Origin of the sequence: Actinomadura graeca (assembly GCF_019175365.1) — a bacterium.
Lineage (GTDB): Bacteria > Actinomycetota > Actinomycetes > Streptosporangiales > Streptosporangiaceae > Spirillospora > Spirillospora graeca.
The window spans coordinates 3,595,941-3,611,494 of record NZ_CP059572.1; the positions used below are offsets into that span (position 1 = coordinate 3,595,941).

Sequence of the window (15,554 nt, forward strand, 5' to 3'; positions counted from 1 at the left end):
CACCCTGCGGTAAACAATCGGCGGCGGGGGCTAGTACACGATTCAACCTCGGCATACGTTCGGAAGGTCGCTTCCACGGAGGTGGCCCCGATGACGTGGCCCGACCAGCGTGCTCCGCCCAGGGGCGTCTCGTTCCAGCCAACCCCGAGACGTCCCTGGGAGGACCCATGCCACGAATCCGTGTCGAGGTCGATGGTGCGACGTACGAGGACGACGTCGAACCCCGCCTCCTTCTCGTCCACTATCTGCGCGACCGGCTCGGCAAGGTCGGGACCCCCGTCGGGTGCGACACCAGCAACTGCGGGGCCTGCACCATCCTGATGGACGGGCTGAGCGTGAAGAGCTGTTCCGTGCTCGCCGTCCAGGCCGACGGCCGCGACGTCACGACCGTCGAGGGCCTGGGGATCGACGGCGCGGAGCATCCGATGCAGCGCGCCTTCCACGAGGAGCACGCGCTCCAGTGCGGCTACTGCACACCCGGCATGATCATGGCGTCGATCGACCTGCTGCGGGAGAACGCCGACCCGTCCGAGCAGGAGGTCCGGGACGGGCTCGAAGGCAACCTGTGCCGCTGCACCGGCTACCAGAACATCGTCCGCGCCGTGCGGCGGGCGGCGGGCGAGATGCGCTGTCCCGCCGGTCCGGAGACCGTGGAGACGGTGGAGACGGTGGAGACGGTGGAGACAGGGCAGACGGGCGAGACGGGGCGGGCGGGGGAACGGACGCCGTCCGCGGAGCAGGAGGTCACGTCATGACCGCGACAGCCGAAGGCCCGGCGAAGGAGATCGGGGCGCCGCGCAAACGTTCCGAGGACGCCCGGCTCGTCACCGGCCGGACCCGCTGGACCGACAACATCACGCCCGCCGGGACGCTGCACGTGGTCTTCCTGCGCAGCCCCCACGCGCACGCGAGGATCACCAAGGTCGACACCGCGCAGGCGCGGACCCGCCCCGGCGTGGTCGCCGTGCTCAGCGGCGCCGACCTCGCCGGCGAGCAGGGCGCGCTGCCGTGCGCCTGGGTCGTCACCGAGGACATGCGCCACCCCGACCATCCGCCGATGGCGGTGGAGGAGGTCCGCTACGTCGGCGAGCCCGTCGCGTGCGTCGTCGCCCGCGACCGGTACGCGGCGGCCGACGCGCTGGAGGACATCGACGTCGACTACGAGCCGCTGCCCGCCGTCGTCGACATGGAGGAGGCGCTGGCCGAGGGTGCCGACCTCGTCCACAGCGGGCTGGGCACGAACAAGTCGTATACGTGGGTGTTCGAGAACGGCGATCTCGACGCGGCGCTCCGGGACGCGCCGGTCGTCCTGGAGCGCCGGTACGTCCAGCAGCGCCTGATCCCCACCGCGATGGAACCGCGCGCGGTCCTGTGCGTCCCGGAAGGGGACGAGTTCACCCTGTATTCGGCGACGCAGATCCCGCACATCCTGCGGCTCATGCTCGCCACGGTCACCGGCATCCCCGAGCACCGGCTCCGGGTCGTCGCGCCCGACGTCGGCGGCGGGTTCGGGTCCAAGCTCCAGGTATACGGCGAGGAGGTCATCGCGCTGCTGCTCGCGCGGCGGCTCGGCCGTCCCGTCAAATGGACGGAGTCGCGCAGCGAGGGCAACATGACCGTCCACCACGGGCGCGACCAGATCCAGCGGCTCACCCTCGCGGCGGAGCGGGACGGCCGCGTCCGCGGGCTGAAGGTGGACCTGCTCGCCGACATGGGCGCCTACCTGATGCTCGTCACGCCCGGCATCCCGCTGCTCGGCGCGTTCATGTTCAACGGCATCTACAAGATGGACGCCTACTCCTTCACCTGCTCGGGCGTCTTCACCACCAAGACCCCGACGGACGCCTACCGCGGCGCGGGCCGCCCTGAGGCGACGTACGCGATCGAGCGGCTGATGGACGAGCTCGCCGCCGAGCTGGACCTCGACCCGATCGAGGTGCGGCGCCGCAACTGGATCGGGCACGAGGAGTTCCCCTACGAGACGATCGCGGGCCTCACCTACGACTCCGGCGACTACGAGTCGGCGACGGAGAAGGCGCTGCAGCTGTTCGAGTACGACGCGCTCCGCGCCGAGCAGGCCGACCGGCGCGGGCGCCGCGACCCGGTGCAGCTCGGGATCGGCGTGTCCACGTTCACCGAGATGTGCGGGATCGCCCCGTCCCGGGTGCTCGGGTCGCTGTCCTACGGCGCCGGGGGCTGGGAACACGCGGCGGTGCGCGTCCTGCCGTCCGGGAAGGTCGAGGTCGTCACCGGCTCGTCGCCGCACGGCCAGGGGCACGAGACGGCGTGGGCGCAGATCACGGCCGACCGGCTCGGTGTCCCTTTCGAGGACGTCAAGGTCTTGCACGGCGACACCGCGGTGTCGCCCAAGGGCATGGACACCTACGGTTCGCGGTCACTGGCCGTCGGCGGGATCGCGCTGTACTCCGCCTGCGACAAGGTCGTCGACAAGGCCCGCCGGGTCGCCGCGCACCTGCTGGAGGCCGCGGAGCAGGACCTGGAGTTCACCGACGGGCGGTTCAGCGTCCGCGGCGTCCCGGAGGAGGGCCGGACGCTGCAGGAGGTCGCGCTGGCCGCGTTCGCCGCCCACGACCTGCCCGACGGCGTCGAGCCGTCCCTCGACTCCGACGCCACATTCGACCCGGAGAACTTCTCCTTCCCCCACGGGACGCACCTGTGCGCCGCCGAGGTCGACACCGAGACCGGGCTGGTCCGGCTCCGCAAGTACGTGGCCGTCGACGACGTCGGCAAGGTCGTCAACCCGCTGATCGTCGAAGGGCAGGTCCACGGCGGCCTCGCCCAGGGCATCGCCCAGGCGCTCTACGAGGAGGCCGTCTACGACGACGACGGCAACCTCACGACGACGACCATGGCCGACTACCTCATCCCGTCCGCCGCCGACCTGCCGGAGTTCGTCACCGGCCGCACCGAGACCCCCGCCACGTCCAACCCGCTGGGCGTGAAGGGCGTCGGCGAGGCGGGCACGATCGCCTCGACCCCGGCGGTCGTCAACGCGATCGTGGACGCGCTCCGCCCGTACGGCGTCCGGGACGTCCCGATGCCGTGCACACCCGAACGCGTCTGGCGGGCGCTGCGCGCGGAGCCGCCGCCGGGCGGCACCACGTCCGGCGACGCGGAGCCGGGCAGCGCGACGCCGGGCAGCGCCACGCCGGGCGCGGGCGGCGGACTCGGCTCGGCGCAGGCGCAGGACACCGAGGGAGGCACCCGATGATCCCCGCGACGTTCGAGTACCTGCGGCCCACCACCGTCGACGCCGCCGTCTCGGTCCTGTCGGACGCCGGAGAGGACGCCAAGATCCTCGCGGGCGGGCAGAGCCTCATGCCGCTGCTGCGGCTCCGCCTCGCCTACCCCGACGCGCTGATCGACCTCGACCGGATTGGCTCCCTGCGCGGGATCCGCGACGACGGCGACGCCCTGCACATCGGCGCGATGACCACGCACGACGAGGTGATCCACGACCCGTCCGTCCGCGAGCACGTCCCGCTCCTCGCCCGGGCGGCCGAGACGGTCGCCGACCCGGCCGTCCGGCACCGCGGCACGTTCGGCGGATCGCTCGCGCACGCCGACCCGGCGGGAGACCTGCCCGCGGTCGCGCTGGCGCTGGACGCGGTGTTCCACGTCCGCTCCATCCGGGGCGAGCGGGAGATCCCCGCCGCCGAGTTCTTCGTCGACTGGATGACGTCCGCGCTGGAGGCGGACGAGATCCTCACCGGCGTCCGCGTCCCGAAACTGGGCGAGGGATGGGGCGTGCGCTACGAGAAGTTCCACCGGACGGCCCAGGCGTGGGCGATCGTCGGGGTCGCCTGCGCGGTCCGCCGCGAGAACGGCACCGTCACGGACGCCCGGGTCGCGCTCACCAACATGGGCCCGGCGCCCGTCCGCGCCACCGAGGTGGAACAGCTGGTCCAGGGCCGCCCAGCCTCCGGCGACACCTTCCGCTCCGCCGCCGAGCACGCCCCGTCCGGCACCGAACCGCCCAGTGACCTGCACGGTTCGCCCGAGTACCGGACGCACCTCGCCACCGTGCTGACCGCGCGGGCGCTCACCGCGGCCGCCGCAAGCTGACCCGATCACGCGGCCGGATCCGCCCGCCCGGCGGTCCGGCCGCGTGATCCCCGAGTGGCGGTCGCCCGTCCGACGGTCGTAAGGTCACGAACAAGGTCTCCGGACGATAAGGACTGCGATCATGGAACTCGACCACGATTTCACCGTCCCCGTGCCCGTGGACCAGGGCTGGAACGTCCTGCTGGACGTGGAGCGCGTCGCCGCCTGCATGCCGGGCGCCACCCTCGACTCGATCGACGGCGAGGAGTACAAGGGCCGCCTCAAGGTCAAGGTCGGCGCGATGACGATCACCTACCGCGGCACCGCCCGGATCGTCTCCGCGGACGAGTCGTCCCGGACGGTCACGCTGGAGGCCGGCGGCAAGGAGGCCCGCGGTTCCGGGACCGCCTCGGCCACCGTCCAGGCCCGCCTCCACGAGCAGGAGGACGGCACGACCCGCGTCACCGTCCGCACCAAGCTCAACGTCACCGGACGGCCCGCCCAGTTCGGCCGCAACATCCTCTCCGAGGTCGGCTCCAAGATCATCGACCGTTTCGCCAAGGCCCTGGCGGAGGAACTGGAGTCCCCGTCCGCCGAGACGCCCGAGAAGGCGCCGTCCGCAGGCGACACCAAGCCCGCCACGAAACCGGACACCACGCCCAAGGCCAAGCCCGAAGCGACCACAAAGCCCGAAAAGGCACCAGAGGCCGAAAGCGCGGCAGACCCCAAGAAGACAACCAAGCCGGAGAAGCCAACAGAGCGCGAGAAAGCAGCAGAGGCGACAAAGGCCGCGAAGCCCAAGCAGACAAAGGAGCCCGAGAAGGGAGCGGAGTCGGAAAAGACACCGGAGCCCAAGAAGACACCGGAGCGCGGGAAGGCAACGGAGCCCGAGAAGGCACCAGCGCCCAAGGAGCCGGAGCCCAAGAGGACAGCGGAACCCAAGAAGGCAGCGGAGTCCAAGAAGGCGCCGGAGGCCGAGCCCGCCACAAGCAGCAGCTCCGCCGCGGAAGCCGAGCACGCGGCCGAGGCCGATTCCGCCGCGGAAGCCGAGGATGCAGCCGAGGTTGATTCCGCCGCCGTCCCTGAGCCTGAGGCGGCCGAAGCCGACCGAGCCGAGACCGCCTCCCCCGACCGGGAGCAGCCCGCGTCCCGTCCGGCGGAGAAGCGCGCCCAGTCGGACGACGCGATCGACCTGCTGGAGTTCGCCGGCCCGTCCTTGGCCAAGCGCGCCGTCCCCGCGGTGGGCGGCCTGGTCGCCCTGGCGGTGGCCGTCCGCTACCTGACCCGCCACCGCAAGCGCCGCTGACCCCGCTCGCCGAAAGTACCGCTGACCTCGCCACCGCAAGCGCCGCTGACCCTGCCCCGCAAGTACCGCTGACCTTGCTCGCCGCAAGCACCGCTGACCCTGCCCCCGCAAGCACCGCTGGCCCCGCCGCCGCAAGCGCCGTTGACCTTGCTCGCCGCAAGCATCGGAGGCCGCCCTCCGGTTCCCGGGCGGCGGGCGGCGTGGCCGTGGCAGGGTGAGTGGACGTGGCGGCCTGCTCCCGAACCGCCCGCGTGTGGGCCCTTCCGAGACCCCGGAGTCGCTTTGGCAGGGATGCTGTACTACCCGGACGTCAACCCGCCCGAGGAGATCCTGTACCAGGCGATCCTGTACTGGGACTCGCTGGCGACGATCACCACGCCCGACCACCGTGCGCTGCTCTCCCCCGCGCTGCGGGAGATCGAGGACGCCGGGCACTACACGCCGGTCGACCTGAACAGCGCGGACTTCGGGCGGCCGCTGTGGCGGTCACTGGTGGACGACCTCATGCCCCTGGTCGGACGGTCGGGCCCGGGGGCCGCGTTGCCCGCCGCGCCACCGTACGGCTCGCCGGAGTGGACGATGGACACCGACATCACCTGGGAGTCCTGGAACCGGTACCCCCGCGAGGTGGTCGAGGAACTGCTCGACCTCGGGGTGGTGACGCCGGTCGAGGGCACGCGCACGCTGCTGATCGGACCGCGGATGCGGCGGCTCCTCATCAGCCTGGCCGCCGAGACGATGGCCGCCGAGATGACCCGCGTCCTCGGACGCCGGTACTTCGCCCACACCGCGGACTACGACGCGTTCCACGCCGGGCACGTCCCCGAGCGCGAGGGCGACGAGGTCCGGCTCGCCTGGCAGGTCGATCTCGGCGCCGTCCTCCCGATCCCCGCGCCGGGCACGCCGATCGGCGCGGTCCTGGCGTTCCGCGCCGGGCACGAGGAGGAGCGGCGCAGGCTGGTCCGCGCCGTCCAGGCCCTCCAGCGCGACCTGCGGTCGCAGGGGAACGGGCCCCGCGAGGTGATCGAGCACTCGCGGGACGAGCTCGTCGGCGCCATGGCGGACCTGGAGCGCGCCGGCACCGCCTCCAGGATCGACTGGATCCGGCGGTCCGCCTACGTCTTCATCGCGATGGCCGCGTCCGGGGCCGCCATCGAGGCGACGGCGCTGGCCGTCCCGCTCCTGGTGGGCAGCGGGCTCGCGATCAACCTGGCGACCAACAAGCTCAGCAGGCCCTCGATCACCGAGAACGGATTCAGCTACCTCCACCTGGCCCGGCACCACTTCCCCACGAGGAACCGTCCGCTCAGACGGCCCTCCTGATCTCGAAGTCGTCGAAGTCGACGACGAGCGGGTCCCGTCCCAGGGCGCCCTCGTTGGACACCGCGACGCCGACGGTCCGCCCGGTCAGCGGCTGGCCGTCGTCCACCGTGTCGATGCGGAGGCGCCCGCCGACCCACAGGCGCAGCCGCACCGTCTGCCGCCCGCTCGCCTGGCACGAGATCGCCATCGTGACCGCGCCGGGCCGCCGGTAGAGGTCGGCGTTCCTCGCCTCGGCGAGCTTGTACCGCTGCTTGCGGAGCTCGATGACCGATCCGTCGGACTTCATGAGGAACGAGTACGCGGCCGTCGCCCGCGGCCCGAAGCAGAACAGCCCGAACCACCCCGTCGCCGGGCCGGAGACCTGCGTGGCGGACACCGACACGGACGTGCTGGAGGGGACGGCGAGCTTCTTCATCGGCGCGAACGAGATGAGCTCATGACTGCCGTGGGTGCTCACCCTGTACCGGCCGTCGTGATAGCCGGACACGCTCCGCGCCGTCCACGTCCCGCCGACCCACCCGGAGCCGGTGTTGTCGAAGCGATCGAGGTAGAGGCGCTCCCCCGCGGTGCGCGGCGGGCTCTTGCCCGCATACGCGCCGCCGTCCAGCACGGCCCAGACGAGGAGCGAGGCGAGGAGGACCAGGGCGCCCACCCCGGCACCCACCGCGAGGGCGACGTTCCGGCGGGGACCGGGCAGGTCCGGGATGCGGGGCAGGACGAACGTGCCCAGGAGCCACTGGCTGGTCCGGTCGAGGTTCCGCCGCGCCGCCTTGGCGGCGACCTCCGCCGAGTCGGCCTGCCCGTCCCCGTAGAGCCGCGCCGTGATCTCATGGGCCGTGGGCCGGTCCTTCGGGTTCTTGGCCAGCGCCCGCTCCACCAGCGGGCGGATCCCGTCGTGCAGGCCGTCCAGGCGGGGTTCCCCGTAGACGATGGCGAACGCGACCTGCTGGCTGGTCTCCCCCTCGAACGCCTGGTGCCCGGTGCCGGCGAAGACCATCAGGCAGCCCCAGGCGAAGACGTCCGACGCGGGGGTCGCGACCTCGTTCTGCCAGACCTCGGGGGCCATGTAGGGGACGGTGCCGATCTGGCTGGCCGTCCGCTTCTGGGAGGTGAGCACCTGCGCGATCCCGAAATCGATGATCTTCGGCCCCCGCCGGGTCAGCAGGATGTTCTTCGGCTTCAGGTCGCGGTGGACGACACCGGCCTTGTGGACGGCGCCGAGCGCGGATGCCAGGCCGAGCGCCAGCCATTTCAGCTCCGTCCAGCGTAATGGCCCGCGCTCCGCCAGGTCCGAATCGAGATCGATTCCGTCGACGTATTCCATGACGATGTAGGCGGGGTCGGCCAGCAGGTCCGAGCCCAGGATGCGCGCGATCGGCTCCAGGTGCTCGACACGCTGCGCGGCCTCGACCTCCTGCCGGAAACGCGCCCGCAACTCGGGGCTGTCGCGGAGATCGGCCTTGATCACTTTGACGGCGACATCGGTGCCGTCCGGTGTCCGGGCACGGTAGACGGTGCCCATTCCTCCTTCGCCGAGAGTCTCGACGATCTCATAATCGCCGAGCCGGTCCGAGGACGGGAACAAGGTCGGCTCTCCGGTCATGGACCCATATTGTCACTCGGGCGGTCACACGGTCACCGGTATTCCACCCCTTCCGCCCGCGCCCCGGCCGGAGCCGCCACGTGTTACCGGGAGGCGGACGCCTGGCCACGTAACGGATTTCTTCGTCCAAAAACCCTATGACAGGAAGCCGACAGCCGTCACCGACTTGTCACCGGCCTGAGTTGCTCAAGAAAACGAACCGAGCTCCCGAAGAAGATCCACAATGGTCGGGATCCATGATGGGCGAGAGAAGGCCCGACAGCGCCGGGACACCCGTGAACGGGGCCGGATCCGGCCGGGGTATTGGCGTCCGGCCAGGCGTCGTTATAGATATTGAATTGCGTCCCGCTAATAACGGGCAGTGGGACGCTCGTTCGGACTTCGCGCGGGGACGGAACACCCTCCGATCCCGAATCCGGCAGTCCCAGACGGCCTGCCGACCGCCGACCGGCATCCATTTTCAGGATGATTGCGCCCTGCCCACCGTGCAGCGGCGCCGATTTCGGCGAGCCCGCCGATTCCTGTCATGGACCGAGCCGGCGGGCGGGCGCGGACCGGCGAAACAGCCCGTGGGAGGTCCGGTATGGCAACCGACGTCAAGGTCGTCCGCCTTTACGTCTCCAGCATCGCCAACGGCACGCTCGACGACACCCCCAACGAGGTCGGCGGGAACCCGCACTCGCCCTTCTACCTGATGCTCCAGGCCGACGCCAGCGACCCGGCCGGCGACAAGAGGGACGACTACCGGCTCATCATCAGCGCCCACTCCACCTCGGGGGGCGTCACGAGGTTCGCGGCCCAGGTCCTCGACGAGGAGGCCGGCGACCCCGGCAACAACTGGAGCCAGGTCCCCGGCAACAACAACGGCTACGTCAAGCAGACCACCTACGTCATCGACGCGGCCGACTTCGACCCGAACGCCCTCTACGAGTTCGTCGCCGTCCTGCGCCTCGGCGACGGCAGCGTCTCGACCGTCCGCAGCAACGAGTTCTTCATCAGCTGACCCACCCAGGCGGCGGGCCCACCCGGACCCGCCGCCCCGGAGGTGGGGCGTATCGTCGGTGGCGTCCGTCCAGAAAAGGGGGCGCCATGGCGCAGGGTAGCGGCGAATCTTTCGGAGAATCGAGCATGCCGGTTCCCGCGGACATCGGGGCCGAGCGGAACGGGCCGCTTGACGAGGAGCTTCCCGGGTTCGTCATCGTCGGTGAGCGCATCGCCTCGTCGGACGAATGCGAATCGCGCCTCGACCAGGTCGAGATCTACCCCAGCGGGGTGATGGTCGATGTCGGCTATCGCTTTTCCAACAGATCCTTTTGGCTGCGTCATATAGGAAATCCACGCGAACTTCATCCGCCCGCCACTCGGGGACCACGCCTGGCCATCAGATCCAGTGACGGAACGCGGCCGCAAGACGAAGAGCAACTGCGGGTCGAGCCGGCCGATGTGCGTGGAAGCGGCCCGGACTGGAACTTCCGTTATTGGATCCGCCCCCTGCCCGTCAGCGATATCACCTTGCTCGCGGCGTGGGAGGACTGCGGCTTGCCCGACACCGGCTGGCAGTTGACGAGGAACCTCATCGATCAGGGGCTGAGGCGTTCGGCGGAACTGACGAGCCTGCGAGACACCGCCGAGGCGGACGGCTTTCCGATCTCCACCGACCTGAGCCGCATCGCCGGTATCGCCGCCAGGCTCGCCGACCTCGGCGGTGGCCTTTCCGTCCCGATGTCCGCTGACGGCCATGAGCCCGTGGTGACGGTTCCGCTTCGGCAAGGCACCGTCGCAATCCACCAGCTGACGGGTGAAGGAGTGGCCGCTCTCGGCTCCCTCATCCAAGGACAGCCCGTGCACCTGGTCACTGCTGAAGGAGCCGTCAACGCCCAGGCTTTCGTCGTCGGTGAGGACGCCGCGGCCATCGCCCGCGCCCTCGCCGTGGCGATCGGCTCGTCCGGCTGACCGGCGACGGCCGCTTATCTCAGATCGGACCGCACGGTTCGGAGGGTCGGCGGCACTATCTCTGTGAGCACGCCGCGGAGGGAATCGGCGGCGGCTTGTCAGATCTCCGATCCTGGAAGGGGCCGCCATGGACGCGCCATCCCCGTCGTCCGACCCGCTGCCGGTGCGATGGGCGGTGATCCTCATGGGCGCCCTCGTGGCCTCCGCCCTGGTCGGCGCGCTGACGCTCGCGCAGACCGCCAGCTGGCCGGGGGCCCTGCTCGCGGCGCTGGGCGCGGGCGGGTCCGCGGTACTGGCACTGCATCAGATGCTGGGTGACTAGCCCGGACGGCGCGGACCGAGGAGCAGGGATGGACGAGGACGTCTCCGAGGGCACGACCGCCCCCCTGACCGGCGGCGTCCGGTCCGAGCCCGCGAACGACCAGGCCGCCCGGGACATGGAGTTCGCGATGTTCTATAAGGACGACCTGCCCAGGCTGGTCGCTTTCCTGGTGGTGCAGGGCGCCCGTCCCGTGGTGGCGGCGGAGTTAGCGCAGGACGCGATGACGGAGGCGTACCGGCAGTGGGACCGGATCGACGCGCCCCGGGCCTGGGTCCGGACGGTGGCCTCACGGACGTGGTGGCGGCGCGCCGAACGCGACCGGGCGGAGGTCCCCCACGACGAGCTGCCCGAGCCGGGTGCGCTGCTGTCGGAACAGGAGTCCGCCGAGGTCGAGAACCGGCACGTCTTCCTGGCCATGGTCCGTGAGCTGCCGCTGAACCAGCGCCAGGTCATGGCCTGGACCTACGACGGCTACCGGCCGACCGAGATCGCGGCCCTGCTGGGCAAGGACCCGGCGACGGTGCGATCCGCTCTCCGGGAAGCCCGGGCGACGCTGAAGAAGACGCTCCGCCCACGCTGGAGCCGCGATGACCACGCCTGAGCCGGACGACACGCCCTTCGCCGTCCACCACGAGGAACTCGTCGCCGACCTCGCGGACGGCCTGCACATCGGGGAAGGGCTCGCGCGCATCCTGCCGGTCGGCGCGACCGGTGTCGGGGCGGAGGAGGCGACCGCAGCGCCGCACCGTGGCGCACACGCGGACCTGATCGCCGATCTCCGGACGGCCTTGCCGCTGCCCGAGGGTCTGGCGAACATCCTGCACACCGAACGCGGGCACGGTGACCTGGTCGCCGGGCTTGAGGCCGCACTGGACACAGAACGGGGCCTGTCGGACATCCTCACCCCCGGCCCGAAGGGGGACACCCGTCCGCCGACCGAGGCCGTCCCCGACACTCAAGCGGAGAGCGCTGCGACACAGGAAAGCCGGTCGGCGGACGACGCCCTGGCGAGGATCCACACCGCACCCGCCCACCACCGCCTCATGCTGCGCCTCGGGCACCCCCACCGGTACCTGCGGAGCGCACGAAAGGACCTGCGGGACGTCCGCGAGTATCTCGCCGCGCTGCCTACCGAGCCGCAGGGACCCGGATTCGGGACAGGTGTGGTCGCGGCCGTCCTCGATCTACAGCGAAGGTCGATGGCGCGGGCCACCGTCCTCCTCGCCGACGCCCTCGCACCCGCTCCCCCGCCACCACTCGCTCAAGCCGCACAGGACGAGCGCGTGCTCTACACGGAACTCCTGACCGCCGCCGCGACGACCGACCAGCCGTTGTCCGGTAAGGAAGTGGACAACTTGCTCGGCGTCCATCCAAAGGAACCCGAGAGCGCACCACATGCCAACGCTTACGCCTACAGCCTCACACGTTCGGCCTGGCGTTGTGAGCAGATGGGAAGTCTGAAGATCGCGGAGCGGCTGTATCGCGAGGCGGCCAAGGCCGGTGACCGCAACGCGCTGTACCTGCTGGCCGGTGTACGGGAGGAGCTGGGCGACCAAGCGGAGGCGGAGCGACTGTACCGTCAGGCCAGCGACTTCAAGGAGGTCAATACCGTATGGGCTTACCTTGCCCAGACGCAGGCGCAGACGGTCGCTTTCCAGCGGGGTGCGGAGATGCTCCAGCAGACCGCGGCGATCGCGAATAGCGCGGCGATGCGGCAGGAGGGCGAGGCGTTGACCGGGCCTGATCCTGTGATGAGCGGTGAGGTCGTCCGGTTGCTGCGGCGGTGCGCCGATGAGATGGCCGCGCTGCGCGAGCGTCTTCTGGACGGGACGGACGTCCCCGCCCCCGCCGAGCGCCCGCAGTGCCTGGACCTGGCGGACGATCTGGCGGCGACGATGGAGCGGGCCTGGCAGGTGCTGTCGGACTTCAAGGGGGCGGACCTGCGGTCGGCGGACCCGAGGATCCAGTTGGAGGACCTCGACGGCGTCACCTGGTCGGACGAGGCGGCCGTCTCCGGCGCGACCAGGTGGCCCGCCGTCCTGCGCGGTCCGGTGGCGGAGCACTCGTTCCCGGAGGATCACGCGCAGGCGGGGGTCTTCGTCATCCGGTTCGGCGCCGCGGTGAGCGCGGGATGCTGAGGCGGGCGCGCCAGCGGCGGGCACGCGGGAGGGCGGCGGGGGCGCGGACGCCGCACGGCCGTGCAGCGCCGCGAGACGGCCCACGCGGCGTCCGACGACAGTTCAGAACCGCGCTTCCAGTAGCGCGACGTGCCGGGCGGTGTCGCGCAGCGCCCCGCCGCCATCGGACGAGTGGTTGCGCAGGATCCGCCTGTGACGTAGGAGGCAAGCAGCGGCACCACGGTCGGGCTGACGTACGTCGACCCGGCGCGGGGCAGCGGGGTGGTCGTGCCGTCCGTCCAGGGGATCAACCCCTACCAGGCGTGTCAGACCTTGCAGGCGATGTCCCTCACCTGCGCCGCGAGGTTCCTCTCGTGCCGCGCAGGTCTGCGCCGGTCAGGTTCGCATCGGTCAGGTTCGCGCCCGAAAGGTCGGCGCCGGACAGGTCGGCGTGGTCGAGGTGGGCACCGGACAGGTCGGCTCCGCGCAGGTCCGCGTCCTGCAACGTCGCGCGGGTGAGGCTTGTGCCCGACAGCTTCGCGCCGGACAGGTTCGCGCCGGACAGGTCGGCTCGGTCGAGGTGCGCGCCGGTCAGGTCCACGTCACTCAGGTCCGCGTTGCGCAGCCGCGCGCCGTTGAGGTTCGCGCCCGACAGGCTCGCACCGGACAGCTTCGCGCCGGTCAGGTCGGCGTCGTTCAGGTTCGCGCCGTTGAGGGCCGCGTCGTCCAGCCGCGCGCCGGACAGGTCCGTGCCGTTCAGGTTCGCGGTGGACAGGTCCGCGTCCTTGAGGTCCGCGCCGTCCAGGCTTCCGCTGTTCAGCAGCACACCGTCCATGACGGCGCCGGTCAGGTCCGCGCCGGTCAGGACGGCGCCGGTCAGATTCGTGCCGGACAGGTGCGCGTCGTCGAGGTGCGCGCCGTCCAGGTCCGCGTAGGTCAGGTCCGCACGTCCCAGCCGCGCGCCGGTCATGCGGGCGCCGTGGAGGTACGCGCCGGAGAGGGTGGCGCGGTCGAGGTACGCGCCGTCCAGGCGTGCGCCGTTCATCTGGGCGCGGGTCAGGTCCGCCTCGGCCAGGCGGGCGCCGGAGAGGGTGGCGTGGTCGAGGCGCGCGCCGGTCAGGGCCGCGCGGTCCAGGGACGCGCGGGCCAGGACCGCGTTCGCGAGGTTCGCGCCGCTCAGGAGCGCGCGGGTCAGGCGGGCGCCGGTGAGGTCGGCGTTGGAGAGGTCGCCTCCCACGAGGTCGCCGTCCGATAAGGCCGCGGCGGGGACGCGGACGCCGTGCAGGTCGAGGGGGACGGCCTGCCGTCCGCGCTGGTGGCGGATCAGGATGGTGAGCGCCGCCTGGACGTCGGTGTCGGGTTCCGCGGGCGGCCTGCCCTTGGGCGGGGGGTCGTGTTCGCGGACGTAGGCGGCGAGGACCTCCATGACGGTGGAGTAGTCGCGGGTGGAGTCGTCCGCGAGGCGCTCCAGCGCGTACAGCCCGCCGACGCGCACGTCGCGGTTCTGCGAGCCGAGCTGTTCCACCGACTTGGCGTAGCGGTCGGTGATCTGGCCCTCCCGGGTCGCGCGCAGGGCGAGGTAGGTCGTCGTCAGGCTCGCGATCGTGAACAGGACGCCGAGGACGATCACGACCGTGTTGACGGACTGGTGCCGGGTCTGGCGGCGCTGGTTCCGCAGGTCCAGCCGCTCCTTCACCGACAGGCCCGAGAGGTCGGCGCCGTCCTCGGAGGCACGGCCGCGCGGGAGGAACGGGCGGCGGCGCGCCGGGGCCGTGTCGCGCAGCAGGACGACGCGGGGTGACGGCGGCGCCCCCGTCCCCTCGTCTGCTCCATCTCGCCGCGGCATACGTCTCCCCTGCGGCCGTGCGGACGTTCCGTTCAGAACGCTTGCACGGGCACGCCGCGCCGTTCCCGGGGTTCGCCGCCTCAGGCCACAGGTGGACGCCACTGCACGCACGGCAGCGGGCTTCCCGGCCGCGTTCGCGGCCGTCGTTGCTGTCGTGCCCCGGAGCCGCTGCCGCCGCGTCGCACCGAAAAGCGATGCCGCAATTCTTTGGGCGGCGGTCAGGAATTACGGCACGGCGTCGATGACCGCATAGATATGCCGTCGCCGGTCACGATGAACGGGAGTGGCGGCGGGCGCCGTGAACGGAGTGGGCGGCGGGAGGCATGGGCCGCCTGGGGCGGGACGTCCTACGTGGGACGGTCGTCCGACGACCGCAGCCGCTCCCGCGCCATCCGCTCGACCAGGATCGGGACGAAGTCGCGGATGGGCCTGTCGTCGAACCGGCGGTGGACGGTCGCCACCGCGTCGGTCACCTGGAGTTCGCTGTAGACGTCGGCGAACGACCGCCTCAGGCGATCGGTCACCTCTTTCAGTGCCTGCTTCTCGCGGACTGCCGGATCGCCCTGTACGGTCACCGCATATCCCCTCGGGTCAGCGATTGACTTCCTGTTTCTACACTGCCGCGTTAATGGCTTTCGGGCAAGGGCTGATTGCACGATGCGTGTTTACCGGCGCCGTGGTATTGGCTTTGATCGCGACGCTCACCAGCGAGACGAACAGGGTGACGTCGCTCGCGCTGTCCAGCCGGACGCGGACCCATCCGCCGGGCTCGATGATCACCTGGTTGCAGTCGTCGAGGGCCTCGGCCATCCGCCGCACCACCGGAGGGGTGAGCAGGACCTCCGCCTCGTCCTCGCTGTGCAGGTGCACGATCTGGTGCGTGCGCAAGGCCAGTCCGCTGGCCGTCCCGTCGGCCGCCCGGCACACCGTCAGCGCGGGCCAGCCGCTCAATTGCCGTAATGCCCGGTCCGCGAAGCCTCTGTCCGGGGAAGGTAGGCCCATGCCCCCAGATTCGTCTA

The 15,554-nt window shown here is 71.3% G+C and carries 14 protein-coding genes; 10 read left to right on the top strand and 4 right to left on the bottom strand.

The window, feature by feature from the left end; all coding sequences use genetic code 11:
* The first annotated feature begins 167 nt into the window (after nt 1–167).
* The 5 genes from AGRA3207_RS15750 (at nt 168) to AGRA3207_RS15770 (ending at nt 6,694) form a co-directional block, all read left to right on the top strand.
* Nucleotides 168–755 carry a (2Fe-2S)-binding protein gene (locus AGRA3207_RS15750; RefSeq protein WP_231335377.1) on the top strand — a complete coding sequence of 196 codons (588 nt, stop codon included), beginning with the start codon at nt 168–170 and terminating at the stop codon, nt 753–755.
* Nucleotides 752–3,232 (top strand): xanthine dehydrogenase family protein molybdopterin-binding subunit, encoded by a 2,481-nt coding sequence (locus AGRA3207_RS15755; protein WP_231335378.1) that lies wholly within the window; start codon nt 752–754, stop codon nt 3,230–3,232. Before AGRA3207_RS15750 ends, AGRA3207_RS15755 begins: the two co-directional genes overlap by 4 nt.
* Nucleotides 3,229–4,086, top strand: coding sequence for an FAD binding domain-containing protein (locus AGRA3207_RS15760; protein WP_231335379.1), 858 nt, complete (start codon nt 3,229–3,231; stop codon nt 4,084–4,086). The genes AGRA3207_RS15755 and AGRA3207_RS15760 overlap by 4 nt, the downstream gene beginning before the upstream one ends.
* A 121-nt stretch (nt 4,087–4,207) precedes the next feature.
* Nucleotides 4,208–5,371 carry an SRPBCC family protein gene (locus tag AGRA3207_RS15765; protein WP_231335380.1) on the top strand — a complete coding sequence of 388 codons (1,164 nt, stop codon included), beginning with the start codon at nt 4,208–4,210 and terminating at the stop codon, nt 5,369–5,371.
* Between the two features lie 282 nt (nt 5,372–5,653).
* Nucleotides 5,654–6,694 carry a hypothetical protein gene (locus AGRA3207_RS15770; RefSeq protein ID WP_231335381.1) on the top strand — a complete coding sequence of 347 codons (1,041 nt, stop codon included), beginning with the start codon at nt 5,654–5,656 and terminating at the stop codon, nt 6,692–6,694.
* Here AGRA3207_RS15770 and AGRA3207_RS15775 read toward each other — a convergent pair.
* On the bottom strand, nt 6,678–8,297 hold the full coding sequence (locus AGRA3207_RS15775) for a serine/threonine-protein kinase (RefSeq protein WP_231335382.1): 1,620 nt from the start codon (nt 8,295–8,297) through the stop codon (nt 6,678–6,680). The genes AGRA3207_RS15770 and AGRA3207_RS15775 overlap by 17 nt on opposite strands.
* A gap of 583 nt (nt 8,298–8,880) precedes the next feature.
* On the opposite strand from AGRA3207_RS15775, the gene AGRA3207_RS15780 reads away from it, so the two are divergent.
* The 5 genes from AGRA3207_RS15780 to AGRA3207_RS15800 all read left to right on the top strand — a co-directional run bounded on the left by AGRA3207_RS15780 (nt 8,881) and on the right by AGRA3207_RS15800 (nt 12,710).
* Nucleotides 8,881–9,300 (top strand): hypothetical protein, encoded by a 420-nt coding sequence (locus AGRA3207_RS15780; protein WP_231335383.1) that lies wholly within the window; start codon nt 8,881–8,883, stop codon nt 9,298–9,300.
* A gap of 86 nt (nt 9,301–9,386) precedes the next feature.
* Entirely contained in the window at nt 9,387–10,250 is an 864-nt protein-coding gene (locus AGRA3207_RS15785; protein WP_231335384.1) for a hypothetical protein, read from the top strand.
* Nucleotides 10,251–10,377: 127 nt separating this feature from the next.
* Nucleotides 10,378–10,572: a hypothetical protein gene (locus tag AGRA3207_RS15790; RefSeq protein ID WP_231335385.1), complete on the top strand. Its 195-nt coding sequence runs from the start codon at nt 10,378–10,380 to the stop codon at nt 10,570–10,572.
* 28 nt (nt 10,573–10,600) lie between these two features.
* Complete coding sequence (locus tag AGRA3207_RS15795) at nt 10,601–11,173, top strand: RNA polymerase sigma factor (RefSeq protein WP_231335386.1); 573 nt, start codon at nt 10,601–10,603, stop codon at nt 11,171–11,173.
* Nucleotides 11,160–12,710, top strand: coding sequence for a hypothetical protein (locus AGRA3207_RS15800; RefSeq protein WP_231335387.1), 1,551 nt, complete (start codon nt 11,160–11,162; stop codon nt 12,708–12,710). The genes AGRA3207_RS15795 and AGRA3207_RS15800 overlap by 14 nt, the downstream gene beginning before the upstream one ends.
* Before the next feature lie 328 nt (nt 12,711–13,038).
* On the opposite strand, the gene AGRA3207_RS15805 is transcribed toward AGRA3207_RS15800, so the two are convergent.
* The 3 genes from AGRA3207_RS15805 to AGRA3207_RS15815 form a co-directional block, all read right to left on the bottom strand.
* Nucleotides 13,039–14,535, bottom strand: coding sequence for a pentapeptide repeat-containing protein (locus AGRA3207_RS15805; protein WP_231335388.1), 1,497 nt, complete (start codon nt 14,533–14,535; stop codon nt 13,039–13,041).
* A 347-nt stretch (nt 14,536–14,882) separates the two neighbouring features.
* A complete protein-coding gene (locus AGRA3207_RS15810) occupies nt 14,883–15,110 on the bottom strand; it encodes a three-helix bundle dimerization domain-containing protein (protein WP_231335389.1) in 228 nt (75 codons plus the stop codon).
* 37 nt (nt 15,111–15,147) lie between these two features.
* A complete protein-coding gene (locus AGRA3207_RS15815) occupies nt 15,148–15,537 on the bottom strand; it encodes a luciferase domain-containing protein (RefSeq protein ID WP_231335390.1) in 390 nt (129 codons plus the stop codon).
* Between the last annotated feature and the right edge of the window lie 17 nt (nt 15,538–15,554).

What these genes read in the sequence shown, in the direction of transcription:
- AGRA3207_RS15750 (WP_231335377.1), top strand. Translation starts at nt 168, where the DNA reads ATGCCACGAATCCGTGTCGAGGTCGATGGTGCGACGTACGAGGACGAC.
- AGRA3207_RS15755 (WP_231335378.1), top strand. Translation starts at nt 752, where the DNA reads ATGACCGCGACAGCCGAAGGCCCGGCGAAGGAGATCGGGGCGCCGCGC.
- AGRA3207_RS15760 (WP_231335379.1), top strand. Translation starts at nt 3,229, where the DNA reads ATGATCCCCGCGACGTTCGAGTACCTGCGGCCCACCACCGTCGACGCC.
- AGRA3207_RS15765 (WP_231335380.1), top strand. Translation starts at nt 4,208, where the DNA reads ATGGAACTCGACCACGATTTCACCGTCCCCGTGCCCGTGGACCAGGGC.
- AGRA3207_RS15775 (WP_231335382.1), bottom strand. Translation starts at nt 8,297, where the DNA reads ATGACCGGAGAGCCGACCTTGTTCCCGTCCTCGGACCGGCTCGGCGAT.
- AGRA3207_RS15780 (WP_231335383.1), top strand. Translation starts at nt 8,881, where the DNA reads ATGGCAACCGACGTCAAGGTCGTCCGCCTTTACGTCTCCAGCATCGCC.
- AGRA3207_RS15785 (WP_231335384.1), top strand. Translation starts at nt 9,387, where the DNA reads ATGGCGCAGGGTAGCGGCGAATCTTTCGGAGAATCGAGCATGCCGGTT.
- AGRA3207_RS15790 (WP_231335385.1), top strand. Translation starts at nt 10,378, where the DNA reads ATGGACGCGCCATCCCCGTCGTCCGACCCGCTGCCGGTGCGATGGGCG.
- AGRA3207_RS15795 (WP_231335386.1), top strand. Translation starts at nt 10,601, where the DNA reads ATGGACGAGGACGTCTCCGAGGGCACGACCGCCCCCCTGACCGGCGGC.
- AGRA3207_RS15800 (WP_231335387.1), top strand. Translation starts at nt 11,160, where the DNA reads ATGACCACGCCTGAGCCGGACGACACGCCCTTCGCCGTCCACCACGAG.
- AGRA3207_RS15805 (WP_231335388.1), bottom strand. Translation starts at nt 14,535, where the DNA reads ATGCCGCGGCGAGATGGAGCAGACGAGGGGACGGGGGCGCCGCCGTCA.
- AGRA3207_RS15815 (WP_231335390.1), bottom strand. Translation starts at nt 15,537, where the DNA reads ATGGGCCTACCTTCCCCGGACAGAGGCTTCGCGGACCGGGCATTACGG.